General features: G+C 55.6%; 18 protein-coding genes and 1 pseudogene. 14 read left to right on the forward strand and 5 right to left on the reverse strand.

Annotated elements, in window-relative coordinates:
• Positions 1-48: 48 nt before the first annotated feature.
• The 3 genes and pseudogenes from QZ177_RS04510 to QZ177_RS04520 all read left to right on the forward strand — a co-directional run.
• Positions 49-1,212 (forward strand): exonuclease SbcCD subunit D, encoded by a 1,164-nt coding sequence (locus QZ177_RS04510; protein ID WP_294175658.1) that lies wholly within the window; start codon positions 49-51, stop codon positions 1,210-1,212.
• Complete coding sequence (locus tag QZ177_RS04515; protein WP_294175659.1) at positions 1,209-4,283, forward strand: SMC family ATPase; 3,075 nt, start codon at positions 1,209-1,211, stop codon at positions 4,281-4,283. The genes QZ177_RS04510 and QZ177_RS04515 overlap by 4 nt, the downstream gene beginning before the upstream one ends.
• A 125-nt stretch (positions 4,284-4,408) precedes the next feature.
• Positions 4,409-4,546: pseudogene (locus QZ177_RS04520) on the forward strand (IS3 family transposase); the annotation flags it as partial.
• Positions 4,547-4,679: 133 nt separating this feature from the next.
• On the opposite strand, the gene QZ177_RS04525 reads toward QZ177_RS04520, so the two are convergent.
• Both QZ177_RS04525 and QZ177_RS04530 read right to left on the reverse strand, forming a co-directional pair.
• Positions 4,680-4,955, reverse strand: coding sequence for a helix-turn-helix transcriptional regulator (locus tag QZ177_RS04525; protein WP_294175660.1), 276 nt, complete (start codon positions 4,953-4,955; stop codon positions 4,680-4,682).
• Between the two features lie 5 nt (positions 4,956-4,960).
• A complete protein-coding gene (locus QZ177_RS04530) occupies positions 4,961-5,323 on the reverse strand; it encodes a type II toxin-antitoxin system RelE/ParE family toxin (RefSeq protein ID WP_294175661.1) in 363 nt (120 codons plus the stop codon).
• A 66-nt stretch (positions 5,324-5,389) separates the two neighbouring features.
• On the opposite strand from QZ177_RS04530, the gene QZ177_RS04535 reads away from it, so the two are divergent.
• The 8 genes from QZ177_RS04535 (at position 5,390) to QZ177_RS04570 (ending at position 14,271) form a co-directional block, all read left to right on the forward strand.
• Positions 5,390-5,755, forward strand: a complete 366-nt coding sequence (locus tag QZ177_RS04535; RefSeq protein WP_265071109.1) for a hypothetical protein — start codon at positions 5,390-5,392, stop codon at positions 5,753-5,755.
• Between the two features lie 293 nt (positions 5,756-6,048).
• Positions 6,049-7,815 carry a DUF262 domain-containing protein gene (locus QZ177_RS04540; RefSeq protein WP_294175662.1) on the forward strand — a complete coding sequence of 589 codons (1,767 nt, stop codon included), beginning with the start codon at positions 6,049-6,051 and terminating at the stop codon, positions 7,813-7,815.
• A 110-nt stretch (positions 7,816-7,925) separates the two neighbouring features.
• Positions 7,926-9,503, forward strand: a complete 1,578-nt coding sequence (locus QZ177_RS04545) for a type I restriction-modification system subunit M (protein WP_265071111.1) — start codon at positions 7,926-7,928, stop codon at positions 9,501-9,503.
• The gene (locus QZ177_RS04550; protein ID WP_294175663.1) at positions 9,500-10,186 is read left to right on the forward strand and encodes a restriction endonuclease subunit S; all 687 of its coding nucleotides are present in this window, start codon (positions 9,500-9,502) and stop codon (positions 10,184-10,186) included. Before QZ177_RS04545 ends, QZ177_RS04550 begins: the two co-directional genes overlap by 4 nt.
• Before the next feature lie 56 nt (positions 10,187-10,242).
• Positions 10,243-10,812, forward strand: a complete 570-nt coding sequence (locus tag QZ177_RS04555) for a restriction endonuclease subunit S (RefSeq protein ID WP_294175738.1) — start codon at positions 10,243-10,245, stop codon at positions 10,810-10,812.
• A gap of 17 nt (positions 10,813-10,829) precedes the next feature.
• Positions 10,830-10,916: a hypothetical protein gene (locus QZ177_RS04560; RefSeq protein WP_265071766.1), complete on the forward strand. Its 87-nt coding sequence runs from the start codon at positions 10,830-10,832 to the stop codon at positions 10,914-10,916.
• Position 10,917: 1 nt separating this feature from the next.
• Entirely contained in the window at positions 10,918-11,190 is a 273-nt protein-coding gene (locus tag QZ177_RS04565) for a helix-turn-helix transcriptional regulator (protein ID WP_006193136.1), read from the forward strand.
• Positions 11,191-11,211: 21 nt separating this feature from the next.
• The gene (locus QZ177_RS04570) at positions 11,212-14,271 is read left to right on the forward strand and encodes a type I restriction endonuclease subunit R (protein WP_294175664.1); all 3,060 of its coding nucleotides are present in this window, start codon (positions 11,212-11,214) and stop codon (positions 14,269-14,271) included.
• A 78-nt stretch (positions 14,272-14,349) separates the two neighbouring features.
• On the opposite strand, the gene QZ177_RS04575 is transcribed toward QZ177_RS04570, so the two are convergent.
• Complete coding sequence (locus QZ177_RS04575) at positions 14,350-14,862, reverse strand: hypothetical protein (RefSeq protein WP_294175665.1); 513 nt, start codon at positions 14,860-14,862, stop codon at positions 14,350-14,352.
• An 18-nt stretch (positions 14,863-14,880) separates the two neighbouring features.
• Positions 14,881-15,753 (reverse strand): RsiV family protein, encoded by an 873-nt coding sequence (locus tag QZ177_RS04580; RefSeq protein ID WP_294175666.1) that lies wholly within the window; start codon positions 15,751-15,753, stop codon positions 14,881-14,883.
• Between the two features lie 155 nt (positions 15,754-15,908).
• Between QZ177_RS04580 and QZ177_RS04585 the strand changes: the two genes are divergently transcribed.
• Entirely contained in the window at positions 15,909-17,066 is a 1,158-nt protein-coding gene (locus tag QZ177_RS04585; protein ID WP_294175667.1) for an MFS transporter, read from the forward strand.
• Positions 17,067-17,140: 74 nt separating this feature from the next.
• On the opposite strand, the gene recQ is transcribed toward QZ177_RS04585, so the two are convergent.
• Positions 17,141-18,922: a DNA helicase RecQ gene (gene recQ, locus QZ177_RS04590; RefSeq protein ID WP_294175668.1), complete on the reverse strand. Its 1,782-nt coding sequence runs from the start codon at positions 18,920-18,922 to the stop codon at positions 17,141-17,143.
• A 59-nt stretch (positions 18,923-18,981) separates the two neighbouring features.
• Here recQ and QZ177_RS04595 point away from each other — a divergent pair, with 59 nt between their 5' ends.
• The gene (locus QZ177_RS04595; protein WP_294175742.1) at positions 18,982-19,203 is read left to right on the forward strand and encodes a type II toxin-antitoxin system HicA family toxin; all 222 of its coding nucleotides are present in this window, start codon (positions 18,982-18,984) and stop codon (positions 19,201-19,203) included.
• Positions 19,200-19,514 (forward strand): type II toxin-antitoxin system HicB family antitoxin, encoded by a 315-nt coding sequence (locus tag QZ177_RS04600; RefSeq protein WP_294175669.1) that lies wholly within the window; start codon positions 19,200-19,202, stop codon positions 19,512-19,514. Before QZ177_RS04595 ends, QZ177_RS04600 begins: the two co-directional genes overlap by 4 nt.
• Positions 19,515-19,579: the final 65 nt, after the last annotated feature.

A 19,579-nucleotide genomic window follows, 5' to 3' on the forward strand; every position in this document is an offset into this window, starting at 1 on the left:
CGCTTTGCGGCCATCTCGCGCCGCCTTCGTATGAAAGGAAGGTTTCCCATGCGCTTCATCCATACCGCCGATTGGCACCTCGGGCGGCTCTTCTTCGGCCGCCATCTGACGGACGATCAGGCGCGCGTCCTCGACGAGCTTGTGCATCTCGCGAGAGACGCACGCGCCGAGGCCGTCGTCATTGCGGGCGACATCTATGATCGCGCCGTGCCGCCCGTCGAGGCGGTCGAACTCTTCGACGAGGTGCTCTCCCGCCTTTTGCTCGACGAAAAGCTCAAAGTGCTCTATATCGCGGGCAACCACGACAGCGCTGTGCGCCTCGGCTTCGGCAGCCGCCTCCTTGCAGGGGGCGGCGTTTTTGTCGCGGGGCAGCTGCAGGCGGATGTCGCTCCCGTCATCTTGGACGACGCGCACGGCAAGGTCGCCTTTTCGCTCCTGCCCTACATGGAACCGGCGACGGTGCGCTTCGCCTACGGCGAGGCGGCGAAAGATCTCGCGGGCTTCGACGAGGCGACTTCGTTCGCCGTCGCACGCGCGGCGGTGCTCGTGCCTGAGGGCTGCCGCAGCGTCGCCGTCGCTCACGCCTTCATTGCGGGCGGCTCATCGTCGGATTCGGAGCGGCCGCTTTCCGTCGGCGGTTCGGACAGCGTGAGTCCCGCGTGCTTCGCGCCCTTTTCCTACACGGCGCTCGGGCATCTGCACGCGCCGCAGCAGGCGGGGGCGGCGAACATCCGCTATGCAGGCTCGCTCATGAAGTATTCGTTCAGCGAGGCGGGGCAGAGGAAGGGGGCGACCATCGTCGACCTCGCCGCCGACGGCTCTGTGACGATTGAGGAAGCCGCGCTCGCCGCGCCGCACGACCTCCAAGTCGTGCGCGGCACGCTTCAGGAAATCCTCGAAGACCGCGAGTGTTTCCCGCAGAGTGAGGACTATACGGCCGTCGAGCTTATGGACAAGGGACCGGTGCTCGACGCGCACGGCAAACTCAGCCGCATCTATCCGAATGTCCTGCAGGTCACGCGCCCGGGACTCATGGAGCAGGCGGGCGCTCTGCGCGAGCAGGGCAGGAAGAAGCTGGAGCGTCCCGACGACGTGCTCTTCGGTGAGTTCTTTGCCGATATGACGGGCGAGACGCTCGACGAGGCGCAGAAGAAGGAGCTTTTTGATGTGCTCGAAGAGTTGCTGCGCGAGGAAAGGGAGGCGAAGATATGAGGCCGCTGCGATTGACCATGGAAGCGTTTGGTTCGTATGGGAAGAAGACTGTCGTCGATTTCACGGAACTCGGCGCGAGGAGCTTTTTCCTCATTCACGGCCGCACAGGATCGGGCAAGACGACGCTGCTCGACGCCATCTGCTTCGCCTTTTACGGCGAGGCGAGCATGGCAGGGCGCACGGGCACGATGATGCGCACGGACGAAGCGTCGCGCGAGGCGAGGACGAGCGTCGACTTCGTCTTTGCTTTGGGAACGCAGAAGTACCATATCTGCCGCACGCCGTCCTATGAGCGCATGAAGAAGGACGGCACGGGGCTGACGCCGGTGCAGGCGTCAGCGATGCTCTGGCAGGTTGAGGAAGGAGAAGCAGCAGAAAATGAGGAGCGCGTGCTCGCACAGCGTCCGTCGTCGGTGACGCAGAAGATGACGGAGCTTCTGGGCTTCGGCCCTGCCGAGTTCCGCCAGGTCGTCCTCCTGCCGCAGGGCGCGTTTCGCGACCTTTTGACGGCGAAGGTGGACGAGCGCGAGGCGCTCCTCGCGATGCTCTTCAAGACGGAGCGCTACCGCAGATTGGAGGAACTCTTCAAAAGCCGCGCCAAGGCGATGGAAGCGCGTAGAGCGGACATCAAGGCGCAGGAAGGGGCGCTCCTCGCGGGCGGCGCGGCAGATTCGCTCGACGCGCACCGAGCGGCGAGCGAGGAGAAGGAAAAAACGCTCGCCGTCCTCGAAAAGCAGGCGGCGGCGCTGCAGGAAAAGCAGGAAGCGGCGCAGCGTGCCGAGCAGGAGGGCATCCGTGCGGCGGAAATCCTGACGCGCTGGGAAAAGGCGCGAAAGACGCTCGCCGACCATGAGGAGAAGCGCGGCTCTGTCGAGCGCTACCGCGCACAGCTCGAAGAGGCGCAGCGTGCGGCACAGATCGAAGACGTGGCGGCGGGCACGGCGCGTGACCGCGAGAAGGCGAAGGAGCGCGAGGCTGAGTGCGCAGTGCAGGAGAAGCGGCGCGAGAAGGCGGCGCATGAGCTGAAGCGTGCCGAAGACGCGCTGACGCACGAGAAGGCGCGGGAAGGCGAGCTGGAAGAGGGCAAGGCGAAGGTGCGCAAGCTCGAAGAATACGGCGCGTGCGCGATCGACTTGGCACAGGCGCGGGCGCGTGCGAAGAGCCGCGAAGAGGCGGCGCGTCAGGCGGCAGAGAAGGCGGCGCAGGCGAAGGCGGCGCAGGAAAAGCTCGCCGCCGAGCTTCTCGCGCTCGGCACGCGCGAGAAAGAGCTTGCCGAGCGTGCGGCGAAGGTCGAAGGGCTTTCCCTTGCACTCGCGCAGAAGGAAAAGGAGCGCGAGGAGCGGCAGAATCTCGCCCTATTAAAGAAGCGTGCGGCAAAGGCGCAGGAAGCCGCCGAGAGCGCAGGCGAAAAGGCGCGTGCGGCGCGAGAGGAGCACGAGACGAAGCGCAGGAATCAGCGCGCCTTGGAGCATGTCTACATGGAAGGCCAGGCGGCGCTCCTCGCACGCAGTTTGGAAGCCGGCAAGGCCTGCCCCGTCTGCGGCTCGACTGCGCATCCGCATCCGACAGTAAGCAAAGACGAAGTGCCCGAAAAGGCGGATGTGGAGCGTGCGCGAAGCGAGGTGGAAAAGGCGGAGAAGGCGCGCGAGCAGGTGGAAAAGGCGAAGACGGCGGCAGAAGCCGACCTCGCTGCCGTGCGCGGCGAGTTGGCGGCGGCGCAGAAGTCGCTGACGCAGACGACGGAGGACGAGGGAAGCCTCGCCGCCGCCATTGCCTCCTTGCAGGCCGAGGTCAAGGCGGCCGGGCAGGCGGCAGCGGCGCAGAAGGCGGCTGCCGCCGAGCGCGAGGCACTGTCCGCAAGGCTCGTGCAGGCGGAAGCCGCAGAAAAGGAGGCGGCGAAGGACGCGGAAACCGCCAAGTCCGAGGCCGCACAGGCGACAGGAGCGCTGCAGGAAAAGCGTGCGGCGCTGCCCGAAGCATACCGCGAGCCGAAGGCGGTTGAGACGGCGCTCGCGGCGGCAAGACGTGGCGTCGCAGAGCGGGAGAAAGCACTGGCCGCAGCGCAGGACGCTTTCTCCGGCGCGGGGAAAGAGCTTGCAGCCGCTAGGGCAGCCGCCGAGGCGGCAAAGACGGCAGCGGCGCTCGCGCAGGAAGAAGCGCGAAAGAGCGAGGCGCTTCTCGCCGAGCGCTTAAAGAGCGCGGGATTCTCGGACGAAGCGGCATTTCGCGTCGTGCTCACAGGACACTTCGCGACAGCGGAAGGCCGCAAGGAAGTCTCCGATCGCATCCGCGCCTATGAGGACAAGCGGACGGCCTTTGCCGAGGCAGAAAAAAAAGCCGCCGAGGAGGCGGCCGGCATCGCGCCGCCCGACCTCGCCAAACTCAAAGCGGCGCGGGAAGAAGCGGCTGCCGCGTGGACGGCAGGCACGCGCGAAGCCGCAGCACTGGCACAGGAGCTGAAGGAGCGCAGGTCGCGCGAGGAGCAGCTCGAAAAGCTCGCTCTTGAAGCGGCCTCGCTTGAAGCCGCCTACCATACGACGGGCAGGCTCGCGGAAGTTGCTGCAGGGCAGAACGCCCACCGCATGCACTTCCAGACATACGTCCTCCGCTCGATTCTCGCCGACGTGGCGGACGCCGCGAACATGCGCCTCCTGCGCATGACGCACGGGCAGTACCGCTTGGAGCGCAAGGAAGGCGTCGCCGACATGCGCAGGAGCGCGGGACTCGATCTTGAAATCTTCGACGAGAACACGGGCTACGCACGCCCCATGGCGACCCTCTCGGGCGGCGAATCCTTCCTCGCCGCCCTCGCCCTTGCGCTTGGCCTCGCCGACGTCGTCACCAACTACGCCGGCGGCATCCGCCTCGACACCATCTTTATTGACGAAGGCTTCGGCACTCTCGACGCCGAAACCCTCGATCTCGCCATAAAAACTCTCATGGACCTCCAAAAAGGCGGCCGCCTCGTTGGCATCATCTCTCACGTGGAGGAACTGAAAAACCGCATCGACGTACGGCTCGAAGTAGAAAAGGGTGAGGACGGGAGCACGGCGAGGTTTGTCGTGGGGTAGATGAGGCGGCAAAGAAGTATGGGGTGTGCGGTAGAGATTCGTTCATAGGTGCAGAAGAGGCGTGCTGTTGTGATAAACTAAAATTGTAACAGAAGTGTCTAAAGAAAAACATCGAATGAAAGGAGATTTATCTTCACGAGTATCACGATGAGGAATCTCTCTATCGCGCCGTTGAGCATTTTGCCTATACCACGTACAACCATGTACGTCCGCATTCTTATAACGGTTACCGTACGCCATTCGAAGCAAGGTATTCGTCATAAGTTTATTGGACACTTATGTTACAAAAATGCTTGACCACAACAGCCCCCCATTTGACGGGTGGTCATGATTTGCATAAATTCCTCGAATAGCATCCGTCAGACATCTCATCTTCCTGCATTCATGCGAGACTGATTAAAGGGTTGCTACTTGAAGTTTCAACCCTAGTGGCTGCATGAGTTTCAGCAGTGTGTCGATTTTTGGTGTGGTTTTAAAGGATTCGATGCGTGCGACAGAGGACTGCGGCAAGCCGCAGCGTTCTGCAAGCATTCTTTGGCTGATGCCGAGGGCAGTGCGACGTTCAATCATAGAAGATACGATGGCTGCAATCTCCTCGATTCCCTCCATGTTGCGACGATTTTCTGCGTCGATGGATTTTACATGATTCTTGTAATCTTCCCATGTCTTCATTGCGGTCACTCCTTTTGTTGACGGATGTAATCCTTCCGTGCCTCTTTAGCGTGGGCAAGTTCTCTAGGCGGAGTCTTTTGGCTTTTCTTACGAAAGTGGTGCAGCAAAACATATCGATTATCGGCGTAATAGAAATAAAAAATGCGATTATTTCCTGGGCGGAGTTCCCATATACCATCTTCCAGATGTTTTGTGATTTTGCTTGGCAAATTTGTTCCGTTGCGTGCTAGAAGATCGAGATAAAAGATGATTTGTTCATACTGAATGCGTGCATCTTTGTTGCTTCCGCTTTTGAGGCGCAGTTCCTCGAGGAAATCCCATACGTCAGATATGCCGTTTCTTTTTTCGTAGAAATCAATTTGATACATAGTCCACTCCCTCTGTTCACTATTTATATGATAGCATAAAAGCTATCGCTATACAAGGAGGATTCCATGAACCCATTCAGCAAACTCTTTCTGCTGTATTACATACTGTTGCCAACCAAGCTGATTGCAATGATTTTGCATGAGTTAACACAGCGTGTTTCTGGCATTGATGTTCGTTCAAGAGCAAACAAAGTAGCGAATCTTTTTTCACGAATTGCTCGTCAGAAGTGTATTAGTAAAGAGCACGAAGATTGCATATCTCTGCTGCATGAATATCTTGATTCGATATTGCAAGCGATTATTGGTGGGAGGCACGCGAGTTCATTCAAAAGAGCGGCACCCCTTTTTATGCTTGGATATCCGATTGGGAGAACTTTGATTATGCAAATTTTAATATTGATTGGCTTGCATGGTGTGCAGAAAATTTATTAAAAACGATTGGAGAAATGTACAGGTACGAAAAAAGATTCAAGAGGCAGTAAGAAAGCAACATCTGGATGGATATAGAAACGCCAGTGCTATGAGGAGATACTTTGAGATCTTTGCCGTTTAGCTATATAGAGGACAGTCCGTCTGTGCTTTTAATGCAGGGCAATGTACGATATAATGAATTCGTAGAATAAACCGACTCCAAGAAGACGGGCGATATGATCAGCAATATAGAGATAGATAACAGCTGTGGCAGTATGCGCTGCGATGGCAATAAAAGATAGGAGATGGACTGCATGAGAACAAACGATACTCCGATCTTGGATTTGATGAAGGACATCGACAAGGGAAACATTCAATTGCCTGATTTCCAGCGCGGCTGGGTATGGGATGACAGTCGCATTCGTGGGCTTATTGCCAGCATTACGCAGAATTTTCCAGTAGGTGCCGCCATGTTCCTCGAATATGGCAATGCGAATGTACGCTTCAAATATCGCATGATTGAGGGCGCACCGTCCTGCAAAGCACAGCCCGAGCAGCTTATTCTGGATGGTCAGCAGCGGCTCACTTCCATCTATGCGTCTATGTGCAGTCCGAATGCCATCAAAACCAGAACCGACAAAGGCAATGAGATCAAGCGATTTTACTACATCGATATTGCCAAGGCAATTGATCCTGCTATCGATCGAGTGGAGGCTATTATATCCGTCCCAGAGTCGAAGCGAATCACATCCGACTTTGGCAGGAAAATTGACCTCGATGTTTCGACTGCCGAAAGGGAATATGCGAATAAGCTGTTTCCTCTGAATATCATCTTGGATGACGAGAAGTCCTTTGAGTGGGAACGGGCATATCTTGCTTATCACAGTAATTCACACGAGGCAAGCGACGAGTATAGAACTTTTCGTGGAAAAATTATAATGACCGTCACTCATTACAAAATTCCTGTCATCAGCCTGGACAAGGACACGCCGAAGGAAGCGGTGTGCCAAGTTTTTGAGAATGTGAACCAAGGCGGCGTATCGCTTACGGTTTTCGAACTCGTCACAGCTGTATTCGCTATGGATGATTTTGAACTCAGGAAAGATTGGGAAAAGCGCAAAAACAATCATCTCAACGGAGATATTCTGAATATTGTCACGGCTACGGATTTCCTGACTGCCTGCACGCTTCTTTCTGCCTATGAGAAGAAGGGTGTGGTGAGCTGCAAGAAGAAGGACGTGCTGAACCTGAAGCTTGCCGATTATCAAAAATACGCCGATGTTTTGATGCAAGGATTCGAGGAAGCGGAAATGTTGCTCTTCGAGGAGCGCATCTTCGTCAGCCGCGACCTTCCTTATACGACGCAGCTCATTCCATTGGCCGTTTTGTGCGCCTTGCTCTTGCTCGATCGTCGAATAAAAAATTCCAATGTGAAGAACAAAATCAAGCGATGGTATTGGTGCGGTGTATTCGGTGAGCTTTATGGAAGTGCCAATGAGACGCGTTATGTAAATGATGTAGTTGGCGTGATGAATTGGTTGAACGGTGGTGAGCTGCCCAAGACCATTGTCGATTCCTATTTCAATCCCATGCGCCTGTTGATGCTTCAGTCAAGACGGAGTGCTGCCTATAAGGGAATCATGGCGCTTATCATGAAGAATCACAGTCGTGACTTCATCAGCGGGCAGGAGATGGATCTTGTTCTCTATAAAGCCGCCGGCATTGACATTCACCATATCTTTCCGAAAAACTATTGCAAGAGCAGGGGATATGATTATATCAAGTGGGATTCCATCATTAACAAGACGCCCCTATCGTACAGTACCAATCGGGAGATAGGCGGTGTTGCTCCGAGTGAATACCTGGCGCGTATCGAGAAGAAAAAGGTAGAGCAGACAGACTTGTGCGATTATCTCGCCAGTCATTGGATTGATATGGCCGATTGCATGTCCGATGATTTCGAGAGATTTATCGTTCATCGCGCGAGAAAAATTCTCGATGCCATTGCAAATGTCACCGGCAAGCCGATTTCCGGCAGGGATAGCGATGAAGTGAGAGAAAAATTTGACGAAATTTTGTAAGCTATCTGCTCCGTGGATGTCTGGTTGTTTTGCGGGGAACGTTTTCACTAGAAGGACAAAGGCGGCTTCAACAAGAATTAGAAGAGCATACTGACTACGGAGGCGATACGATGGACAATAAAAAGGAAATGGAGCGGGCGGAGCTGCATCGGGCGATCTGGCAGATTGCGAACGATCTGCGCGGTTCGGTGGATGGCTGGGATTTCAAGCAGTATGTCTTGGGCACGCTCTTTTATCGCTATATCTCGGAGAAGCTGACGAATTACCTCAACCGTGAGGCGCATGAGGCGGGGGATGCGGCATTTGACTATGCCGCACTGTCCGATGAAGAGGCGGAGACGGAGCGCGAGAATCTCGTGGAGGAGCAGGGGTACTTCATCCTGCCGAGCGAGCTTTTTGCCAATGTGCGAAAAAGTGCGCCGACAAATGAAAACCTCAATGAAACGCTGGAAAAGGTATTTCACAACATTGAAGCCTCGGCGACTGGCACGGCGAGTGAAAACGATCTTGCGGGGCTTTTTGAAGACCTCGACGTCAACAGCAACAAGCTCGGCGCTACGGTGAAGGAGCGCAATGCAAAGCTCGTGAAACTCCTCGACGGCATCGGCGAAATGCAGCTGGGAGATTATCGGGACAACACGATCGATGCCTTCGGCGACGCCTATGAATACCTCATGCGGATGTACGCTTCGAATGCCGGCAAGAGCGGCGGCGAATACTATACGCCGCAGGAAGTCTCCGAGCTTCTGACGCGCCTCACGGTCATCGGCAAGGCGCGGGTGAACAAAGTGTACGACCCCGCCTGCGGCAGTGGATCTCTATTACTGAAGTTTGCCAAAATTCTCGGCAAGGAGAATGTGCGAAACGGCTTCTACGGGCAGGAGATCAACATCACGACGTACAATCTTTGCCGCATCAATATGTTCCTGCATGACATCAATTTCGACGACTTCGACATTGCGCGCGGCGATACGCTGACTGATCCGCAGCATGATGCGTTTGAGCCGTTTGAAGCGATTGTTTCCAATCCGCCGTATGCGATTCGGTGGGAAGGCAAGAACAATCCTACCCTTATCAACGATCCGCGCTTCGCGCCTGCGGGCGTGCTTGCGCCGCCGTCGAAAGCCGACTTCGCCTTCATCTTGCACGCGCTCGCGTGGCTGGCGGCGAACGGCACGGCGGCGATTGTCTGCTTCCCCGGCATCATGTATCGCGGCGGCGCGGAGAAGAAGATTCGCCAGTATCTGATCGACAGCAATTTCGTCGATGCCGTGATTCAGCTGCCGGACAATCTCTTTTTCGGCACGAGCATCGCGACCTGCATCATGGTGCTGAAGAAGTCGAAAGCGGACACGACTACGCTCTTCATCGACGCTTCGAAGGAATGTATCAAGGTCACGAACAACAACAAGCTCACGCAGGAAAACATCGAGCATATCCTGCAGATGTATACTGACCGCGCAGATGTTGCCTACACGGTGCGCCTCGTTCAAGGCAAGGAAATAGCCGCCGAGGACTACAACCTCTCCGTCAGCACTTACGTCGAACCGGAAGACACGCGCGAAGTCATCGACATCGTGGCGCTCAATGCAGAGATTCGCGAGATCGTCGCAAGGGAAGAAGTGCTGCGGTGTGAGATCGACAAGATTATTGCCGAGATCGAAGACGAGGAGGGAATTGCTCTATGAGCAGGCTGAAGGAGTTGATGGAAGAGCTTTGCCCGAGTGGAGTGGAGTATAAACAACTTGGTGAGATTGGAACACTTGTCAGAGGAAAAAGATTTGTAAAAAATGATTTTGCAGATATTGGAGTACCAGCCATTCATTATGGGGAAATGTATACCTATTACGGAATTTCTAGTAGTGAAGCTAAAACAAAAATACGTGCAGAAATCTCATCAAAGATGAGGTATGCACAAACCAATGATGTTATTATTGTAGGCGCAGGCGAAACTGTTGAGGATATTGGAATCGGTGTAGCTTGGCTGGGAAAAGACGATGTAGCTGTACATGATGCTTGCTATATTTTTCGACATAATATGAATCCGATATATGTATCGTATCTCTTGCGTACAGAAAGCTACCACAAACTAATTAAGAAATATATTACTACAGGGAAAATATCGTCTATTTCGGCGCAAGGCTTAGCGAAAGCGATCATTCCCGTCCCGCCATTGGAAATTCAAAATGAAATCGTAAAATTATTAGACAGTTTTACGGAGCTTACAACGGAGCTTACCGCAGAGCTTACAGCGGAGCTTACCTTGCGGAAAAAGCAGTATAATTTTTACCGCGACAGCCTTTTGAATTTTGTCCGTGTGGATGATACAATCGTTCAGACAGACAGACAGACAGACAAGCTCAAAGAATAAGTGAATTTGGGCTGTGGCGGAAAACGCAACATATAGAGTGGAAAAGTTTACGAGATATTTCCGTGCGAATTTCTTCGGGAGGAACGCCAAGAAAAACAAATTCTGCTTATTATACTGGCGGTACAATTCCTTGGTTGCGAACTCAAGAGGTGGAATTTAATTATATTGAGAAAGCGACATCTTTTATTACAGAAGAGGGATTAAAAAACTCATCGGCGAAATGGATCCCTGCACACTGTGTTATTGTTGCCATATCTGGTGCGACAGCTGGACGAAGTGCTGTCAATAATATCCCTGTTACAACGAATCAGCATTGTTGTAACATTGAAGTTAACGAGGAAATGGTTGAGTATAAATATGTGTTCTATTGGGTAAAAAGCCAATATGAAAAGTTGAAAGGGCTAGGGCGCGGCGCACGGGCAGATTTGAGTGCAGAAATTATAGCCAACTATCCTATCCCTGTTCCGCCTCTTTCTGAACAGTGCCGCATCGTCTCCATCCTCGACCGCTTCGACGCCCTATGCAACGATCTCACAAGCGGCCTCCCTGCCGAGATCGCCGCACGCAAGAAGCAATACGAACACTACCGCGATAAACTGCTGACCTTTCCAAGAAGCAACGGATAGTTCTAACGCATGGATTCATTAAGAAAACACAGAAGACTCCGGTACGAGAAATCGAACGTGCGAAAAAATATCGTGTGATTTATTGCGAGAGAGAGGAGAAATGACATGGATGATTTGGATCGCTATATTGCAGAGCAGATGAAAGACCCCGCTTTTCGCGAAGAACACGAACGGACACGTTTGGAATTCGCACTTACAGAACTCCTGATTACGGCACGCATGGAGCAGGATCTGACACAGAAAGAATTGGCGGAGAAATCGGGGGTTCGCCAATCGAACATCAGCCGTATTGAAAAAGGACAGGCGGTACCTTCCTTGGTGACGCTTGATAAGATTGCAAAGGCATTGGGAAAGGAAGTCCAAGTCAGTTTTGTCTGATGGGGCGAGGAGGTCGGTACATTGTACTATAACCTGATTGCAAGCGCGGAAGAGAGCACGGTGCTCGCGCAGTATGTTCGCGAGGAGCGTGCGCCGTATGCGGCGTATCAGTCGGAGGCGGCGCTTGAGCGGGCATTGATCGGGCTGCTGGAAGAGGAAGGCTATACGTATCTTCGGATTCATGACGAGGCGGAGCTGGTCGCGAATCTTCGAGAGCAGCTTTCGGCGCTCAATGATTATGCGTTCAGCGATGCGGAGTGGGAGCGGTTCTTCAAGGTGTCGATCGCGCCTGCGGGCGACGGCATTGCAGAGAAGACGCGGCGCATTCAGACGGATTACATTCAGAATCTTCGGCGCGATAACGGAACGACGAAGAACATCAAGCTGATCGACAAGGAGAACATTTACAACAATCGTTTGCAGGTCATCAATCAATATGTGGTGGAGGGCGGTGCGGACGCTCAAGCAGAGAATGCGGCGGCTCATGCGAATCGCTACGATGTGACGATTCTCGTCAACGGCTTGCCGCTCGTGCATTTGGAGCTGAAGCGGCGCGGCGTGGAGATTCGGCAGGCGTTTAATCAGATCAATCGCTATCAGCGCGACAGCTTCTGGGCAGGTGCGGGGCTGTATGAGTATGTGCAGGTTTTCATTATTTCGAACGGGACGAATACGAAGTATTATTCCAATACGACGCGTGCGAGCCATATCCGCGAGATGGATGCGGCGGGGCGCAGGGCGAGCAAGAAGACGAGCAACAGTTTTGAGTTCACATCGTTTTGGGCGGATGCGAGCAACCGCCTCATCACGGATCTCATGGATTTTGGACGCACGTTCCTCGCGAAGCATACCCTGCTCGCCGTCTTGACGCGCTATTCGATCTTTACGACGGAAGAGGTGCTGATGCTCATGCGTCCGTACCAGATTGCGGCGACGGAGCGCATTTTGTCGCGCATCAAGATCGCGTCGAATTACAAGACTTGGGGCAAGATCGAGGGTGGCGGCTATATCTGGCACACGACGGGGTCGGGCAAGACGCTGACTTCGTTCAAGACGGCGCAGCTTGCCGCAGGGCTGCCGGATATTGATAAGGTACTCTTCGTGGTCGACCGCAAGGATCTTGACTATCAGACGATGAAGGAGTACGACCGCTTTGAAAAGGGCGCGGCGAACGGCAATACGTCGACGCGCGTGCTCGCGGGTCAGCTCGCGAATGATGCGGCGCGCATCGTCGTCACGACGATTCAGAAGCTCGCCATGTTCATCAAGCAGAACAAGACGCACGCGATCTACGGCAAGCATGTCGTGCTGATTTTCGATGAGTGCCATCGCTCACAGTTCGGCGATATGCACACGGCGATTGCGAAGGCGTTTAAGAAGTATCATATCTTCGGCTTTACGGGAACGCCGATCTTCGCGCCGAATGCGTCGGGCGCGGGCAAGCCTTCGGCGCGGACGACGCCGCAGCTTTTCGGCGACAAGCTCCACACCTATACGATTGTGAACGCCATCAACGACGGCAATGTGCTGCCGTTTCGCATTGATTACATCAACACGATGAAGAGCAAGGCGGAGATCGAGGACAAGGAAGTGCGTGCCATTGACCGTGAGAAGGCGCTTGCCGCGCCCGAGCGCATCCGTGCCGTGACGGAATATATCCTCGCGCATTTCGATCAGAAGACGATGCGCGGCAAGGCGTATTCGCTCAAGGGACAGCGCGTCTTGGGGTTTAATTCGATGTTCGCGGTCGCGTCGATTCCTGTCTGCATGAAGTATTACGAGGAGTTCAAGCGTCAGCTGGCAGCGGCGGGGCGCGACCTTGCGGTTGCGACGATTTTCAGCTATGCGGCGAACGAGGACGATCCCGAGGACGCTTTGCCCGATGAGGATTTTGATACGGCGGGGCTTGACCGCACGAGCCGCGACTTCCTTTCGGACGCGATTGCGGACTATAATGCGCGTTTTTCTACGAATTTTTCGACGGACGGGGATTCCTTCCAGAATTATTACAAGGATCTTTCTCAGCGCATGAAGAAGCGCGAGATCGATTTGCTCATCGTCGTCAATATGTTCCTCACGGGCTTTGACGCGACGACGCTCAACACGCTTTGGGTGGACAAGAACCTCAAGTACCATGGGCTGATTCAGGCGTTTTCACGCACGAACCGCATTTTGAATTCGGTCAAGACGTTTGGCAATATCGTCGCTTTTCGCAATCTGGCGAAAGCGACGGATGATGCAATCTCGCTTTTCGGTGATGAGAATGCCGAGAGCGTCGTGCTGCTGCGCGGTTTTCGTGACTACTACGACGGCTATGACGATGCGAGCGGCCGTCATCACAAGGGCTATGCGGAGCTTATCCTGGAGCTGCGCGAGAAGTTCGCTGTCGGTGAGCCGATCTTGGGCGAGCAGGTGCAGAAGGATTTCGTGCGCGTCTTCGGCAGCATCTTGCGCCTCAGGAACATTCTCACGGCGTTTGATGATTTCGAGGAGAATGATCCTCTCCTGCCGCCGCGTGATTTGCAGGATTACCAGAGCATGTACTTGGACATTCATCGCGAGATGACGGGTGCAGGAAATGCGGAGAAGGAGAACATCAACGACGATGTCGTGTTCGAGCTGGAATTGATCCGGCAGGTGGACATCAATATCGACTACATTCTGCTGCTCGTGGAGAAGTATCATGCATCGAACGGCATGGATCAGAGCATCATCGGCGCGATCGACCGCGCCGTCGGCGCAAGTCCCGAGCTTCGGAGCAAGAAGGAGCTGATCGACGGCTTCATCAAGACGGTCAACACGAGTACGAAGGTGATGGAGGACTGGCGCACCTATGTCGATGCGGAGAAGGAGAAGGCGCTTGAGAAAATCGTGCAGGAGGAAAAGCTGAAGCCCGAGGAGACGGAGAAGTTCGTCCGAAGTGCGCTGCGCGACGGCAGGTTCAAGACGACAGGCACGGCGATTGATACGATCCTGCCGCCCGTTCGCCGCTTCGGCGGCGCTCGCGCCGAGAAGAAGGCGGGCGTCATCGAAAAGCTCAAGACGTTCTTTGCGACTTTTATGGGGCTGGTGGAGGAGTGAGGGAGCCGTCTGTAAAAAACAGGTGCGGTCTGTATTGAAACCATACAGACCGCACCTGTTTTTTATTTTTGCACTGCACTAGAACGGATCCTCCATCAGACGGACCTCGTAGATTGTGCCGTCTCCGTGGGTGTAGAAGATGAGGGTGGAGCCGGCGCCCTCATAGCTATAGGCATAGTCGGGTTCGCCGCTGTTGCCTTCAAGTCCCTCGGGCAGCCAGCCGAAGGCGCGCTCGATGTTGGCTGTGGTGCTGCCGACGTGCAGGCCTTGCGGTGTTTCGATGCCGTTGTTGGCGGTAGTGTTGATATCCATGACGCTGTCTCTGTCCGTGCGGATGAGGATTTTGAATGAGTTGCCGTAATAGTAATAGAGAACTTTTACGTCGGAATGGTTGGGTCCGATATTCGTATACATGCTGCTTTCCAGGCGGTCGGGTGTGCCGTAGATGCTTTCCACGTAGGCGCGGGAGCTGCCGATCTTGAGGCCGCCCAGAGAGAGTGCTTCTTCGGGCAAAGCGGTTGCCGAAGAGAGGTGTGTAGGGAGCAGCAGGGCGACGAGGAGCAGGAAGCGAGCGAGTGCTTTTGCTTTCATGAGAAAGATCTCCTTTTATCAATCTATAGAATACGCGTCGGTGAAAAGCTGCGGAGCGTCCGCGCGTTCGATCGTTAGCGTGAAGTCGCCGGAGGCGTAGGGAGCGAGGGCGTAGGGCGGGTAGAGGAAGACGAGTTCGCCGCGCGTGCCCATGTACCAAGAGAAGGTGTCGAGGCCTTTTTCTGCGGGGTGAATCCGTTCGAGTTGCTCGCGGATGTCGAAGGCGAACAGTTCTTCCTCACGTCCTGGGTATTGAGCATGGAAGGCGGCAGCAAGGGCTTGGAGCAATGCTTCGCGATTCGTGACGATGGCGGCTAGGGGTACTTCTTTTCCCGTTCTTGTATCGAAGCTCGTGCCGCCTTTGCCGTGCATCGGGTGTATGCCGCCCGCGTAGGTGATAGCGAAGCTGCAGAAGCTGATCATGTTCTCATCGACGCGTCCCCACTTCGTGATGACGGAGTAGTCGAAGTAGGCGGTCTCTTTGAGAACGCCGTTATCACGATCCTCTTTCTTGTATTCGTAGGCGAAATCGAAACCACGCTTCGCATCTTGCGCTTCCTGCCTGTTCCAAGCGTCGAGACCGCGTGCGAGCGGGGCGCGTGCACTGCCTTTGATGCGCAGCAGGGGGTGACTGCTGTAGGTCACGCACTTACCGTTGGCGTCGTAGGCTTCGATGCGATGGTCTTCGACGAGGAGCCACGGCACGGGAGCCTCGACGGAGCGTTCTTCGTCTTTGTCGCCGGAAGTTTTTGCCGGGCGCGTGTACTCTTTGATTGTATCCTGCTGCGCTGCCGCATGGACAACGGATGCAAGGGGCAAGTTGTCTGAGACAGGCGCAATGGGAGCGAGCAGGAGGACGGCTGCGAGGGAGAGTGCGTGGATTTTTCTCATGGGATGAACCTCCTTTTTGATGGATCTGCATATACTTTGCTTTTTCTCGTGTGCAATCGTGCGTGAAGTTGCAGCAAGACTTCGTTTAGGCCGCCGTTTATCGGTTGACAAGCCATCGGGAATATGTTAGTCTCCCTAAAACAAGGGGGTTGAATATGCAAAACAACGGGTTGCCTGTTGATCGCTCGCGCAGTTTGCTGCATCGCGCCAATCAGGCTTTTTTCTTTGTCGGCGGCTTCGGCGTGGCATCTTGGGCGCCTCTCGTGCCGCTTTTGAAGGCGCGGCTCGGCGTCGCTGAGGATGTGCTTGGACTCTTGCTTCTCTGCATCGGCGTTGGCTCGCTGGTGACGATGCCTTTTGCAGGAGTATTGGCTGGGCATTTCGGCTGCCGCCGCGTGATCGCTGTCGATTCGCTCGTCTTTGCGGCGCTTCTTATGGCTCTTGCCAGGGTGGACAATATCGTTCTTGCTGTGCCGACGCTCCTTTTGTTCGGCTCTTCCATGGGAATTATCGATGTCACGATCAATATCCATGCCGTGCGCGTCGAGCAGCTTTTGAAGAGGCGCGTGATGAGCGGCATGCACGCGCTTTGGAGCGTGGGCGGCTTCATGGGGGCGGGAATTTTCGGCGTTTGGATGGCGCTCGGATTCACGCCCTTGGGCGCGACGGCGTGTTCGGCGGGCATCATCGTGCTCATGGTGCTCGCCTTCGCGCGATTTTTGCTCGCGGGCAGGAGTGCGCCTGAGGGCAGGGCACTCGCCGTGCCGCACGGCATCGTCGCTTTTGTCGCGGCGGTCGCCGGTATATCCTTCCTCGTCGAGGGCGCTGTCATGGACTGGTCGGGCGTGTTTCTCACGGAGGTGCGCACGATGGACATGTCTCTTGCGGGCACGGGCTTCGCTGTCTTTTCTGCGGCGATGCTTCTCATGCGGCTCTTGGGTGATGCGATTGTCAATCGCCTGGGTGCGCGCCGCGTCGTATTCTTCGGTTCGGTCATCGCCATCGCGGGTTTCTTGCTCGTGATCGTTTCGTCCTCCGCGTGGCTCATCTTCCCCGGCTTCTTCGCGATCGGTTTCGGCTGCGCGAACATCGTGCCGATTTTCTTCTCATTGATGGGAAAGCAACAGGATATGACGATCAATGCGGCGGTCGCGGCGGTGTCGACGTGCGGTTACCTCGGTGTGCTCATGGGGCCTGCCGCCATCGGTTTCATCGCACACAGCACGAGTCTTTTGGCATCGTTCGCACTATTGGCCGTGCTGCTCTTCGTGCAGCTCCTCATTGGGCTGCATGTGTTCCGCAAGGTGGCGTGAGAAAAAATTCATCGGCGCGTGCCTATAAAGGCGGCGTAAGGGCAGCAGCAAAAGCTCTTGCGCCGCCTTTTCGCTTAAGTGCGATGCTCTTTGATGCACGCGAGGAAAGCTTCGCCGTAGCGCTGGCACTTTCTTTCGCCGACGCCCTTGACGTGCAGGAAGTCGTCGAGCGTTTCGGGCAGCACTTGGCACATGTCGCGCAGCGTCGCGTCGGAGAAGATGACGTAGGGCGGCACGCGGTCGCGGGCGGCGAGTTCTTTTCTGAGCGCCCTTAGGTAGTCGAAGAGCGAGATGTCGACGGGCTTTTCCTTCTGCTTTCGGGGGAAGTTCTGGAATACCTGCTCCTTGCCGCGCAGCACGGCGTAGGCGGGCTCTGCGAGCTGCAGCACGGGATATTCGCTCTCCGTGAGCGAGAGATACCCCGTGGCGATGAAGCGCTGGATCGAGCGCTTGATCTCGGCGAGCGTCTGCTCCTGCATGATGCCGTAGGTCGACAGTTCGTCGAGGTGCAGCGTGCGCACGCGCTGCTCGGCGGAGCCTTTGAGCACCTGCGCTGTCAGCGTCATGCCGTAGCGTCCTCTCATGCGGTAGACGCACGAAAAGATTTTCTGCGCATCAAGCGTCACGTCGCGCCGCTCGAAGTCGCCCTTGCAGCTGCTGCAGCGCTCGCACGAGGCGGCGGGGCTTTCCTCGCCGAAGTAGCGCAGGATGAAGGCACGCAGGCATTCGGGCGTGTGGCAGTAGTCGGACATCTTCTGCAGGCAGCCGAGTTCGTGCGCCTTACGCGCGGCATCCTCGGTCGAGATGTCGATCAGGTACTTTTGCGTCATGACGTCCTGCGGCGAGAAGAGCAGGATGCATTCGCCCGGCTCGCCGTCGCGTCCCGCGCGTCCCGCCTCCTGATAGTACGACTCGATGTTTTTCGGCATGTTGTAGTGGATGACGAAGCGCACGTTCGACTTGTCGATGCCCATGCCGAAGGCATTCGTCGCGACGATCGCCTGCACGTTGTCGTAGAGAAAGTCGTCCTGCGCCTTCGAGCGCTCTTCGTCGCTGAGTCCAGCATGGTAGGGACTGACGACGAATTTTTTTTGCTGCAGGAAGCGGCTCAGGGCGTCCGTCTCCTTGCGCGTCGCACAGTAGATGATGCCGGCTTCTTCGCGATGCGTGCGCAGGTAGTTCGTGATGAAGTCCTTGCGGTCGACGCCTGTGAGGACGCCGAAGAAGAGGTTCGGCCGGTCGAAGCCTGCGACGTGCACGGCGGGACGGTGAAGCGCGAGAAGCGAGATGATGTCGTCCTTGACGCGCGGCGTCGCCGTCGCCGTGAAGGCGCCGATCAAGGGACGCTTCGGCAGACGTTCGATGAAGGGTGCGATGGCGCGATAGCTCGGGCGGAAGTCGTGCCCCCACTGCGACAGGCAGTGCGCCTCGTCGATGGCGACGAAGGAAACGGTCTGCTCTTGCAGCAGGGATTGGAAGAAGTCGGTTTCGAGCCGCTCGGGCGCGACGTAGACGATCTTGTACGCGCCTTGTGCGATGGCGCGAAGCCTTTCGCGAGCCTCCGCCTGCCCGAGCGAGCTGTTAATGAATGTCGCAGGTGCGCCGGCCTCTGCGAGTGCGTCGACCTGATCTTTCATCAGCGAGATTAAAGGCGAGATGACGAGCGTGATGCCCGAAAAGAGCAGGGCAGGCACTTGGAAGCAGATGGACTTTCCCGCGCCCGTGGGCATGATGGCGACGGTTTCGCGGCCTTCGAGCAGGCTCTTGACGACCGTCTCCTGCGCAGGGCGGAAGCTCTTGTAGCCGAAGGTCTGCTGCAGGATCTGCAGCGCACGGGCGAAGTTTTGCTCGGGCATGGATGGACTTCCTTTCGTGTCATGGTATAATGTATGTCAAGGAGGCGGTACGAGTGCCGATGACGGCAAAACAGATGATACGGCTGCTTGAAAAGAATGGCTTTGCAGCGGTATCATCAAACTCCGGCTCGCATCAGAAGATGAAAAATTCTGCGACAGGGAAAATGACGATTGTACCCGTCCATACAGGAACATTGGGCAAGGGCTTAGAACATAAGATATTGAAGCAAGCAGGTTTGCTAGAAAGGCTGTGCGAATCGAAGGGAGGATATGAGCCATGAAGCATTATTATCCTGCTGTGTTTGAAACGGCGCAGGAGGGCGGCTATACGGTGACGGTGCCCGATATCGACGGTTGCTTCACGGAAGGGAAAACGCTGGAACAGGCAATGTGGATGGCGCAGGATGCGATTGGCTGCATGCTTGAGGACGTGGCAGAGGTGGATTATCCGAAGGCAAGCAAGGTGAATGACATTGATACGGCGGAATATGCGGACTGCTTTGTGACACTCGTGGAATTTGATCGACAGGTCTATGAGCAGCGCTGCAGGGATGTTGCTCTTGCGCGCGAACAGATCAAGGCGCTGGCATGAGGGTTGGCGTCATAGAATACGATGGTAGAAAAGGCATCGAGAGCATGATGCCTTTTTTGTGTACA

Origin of the sequence: uncultured Selenomonas sp., from assembly GCA_905372355.1 — a bacterium.
Classification (GTDB): Bacteria; Bacillota; Negativicutes; order Selenomonadales; family Selenomonadaceae; genus Selenomonas.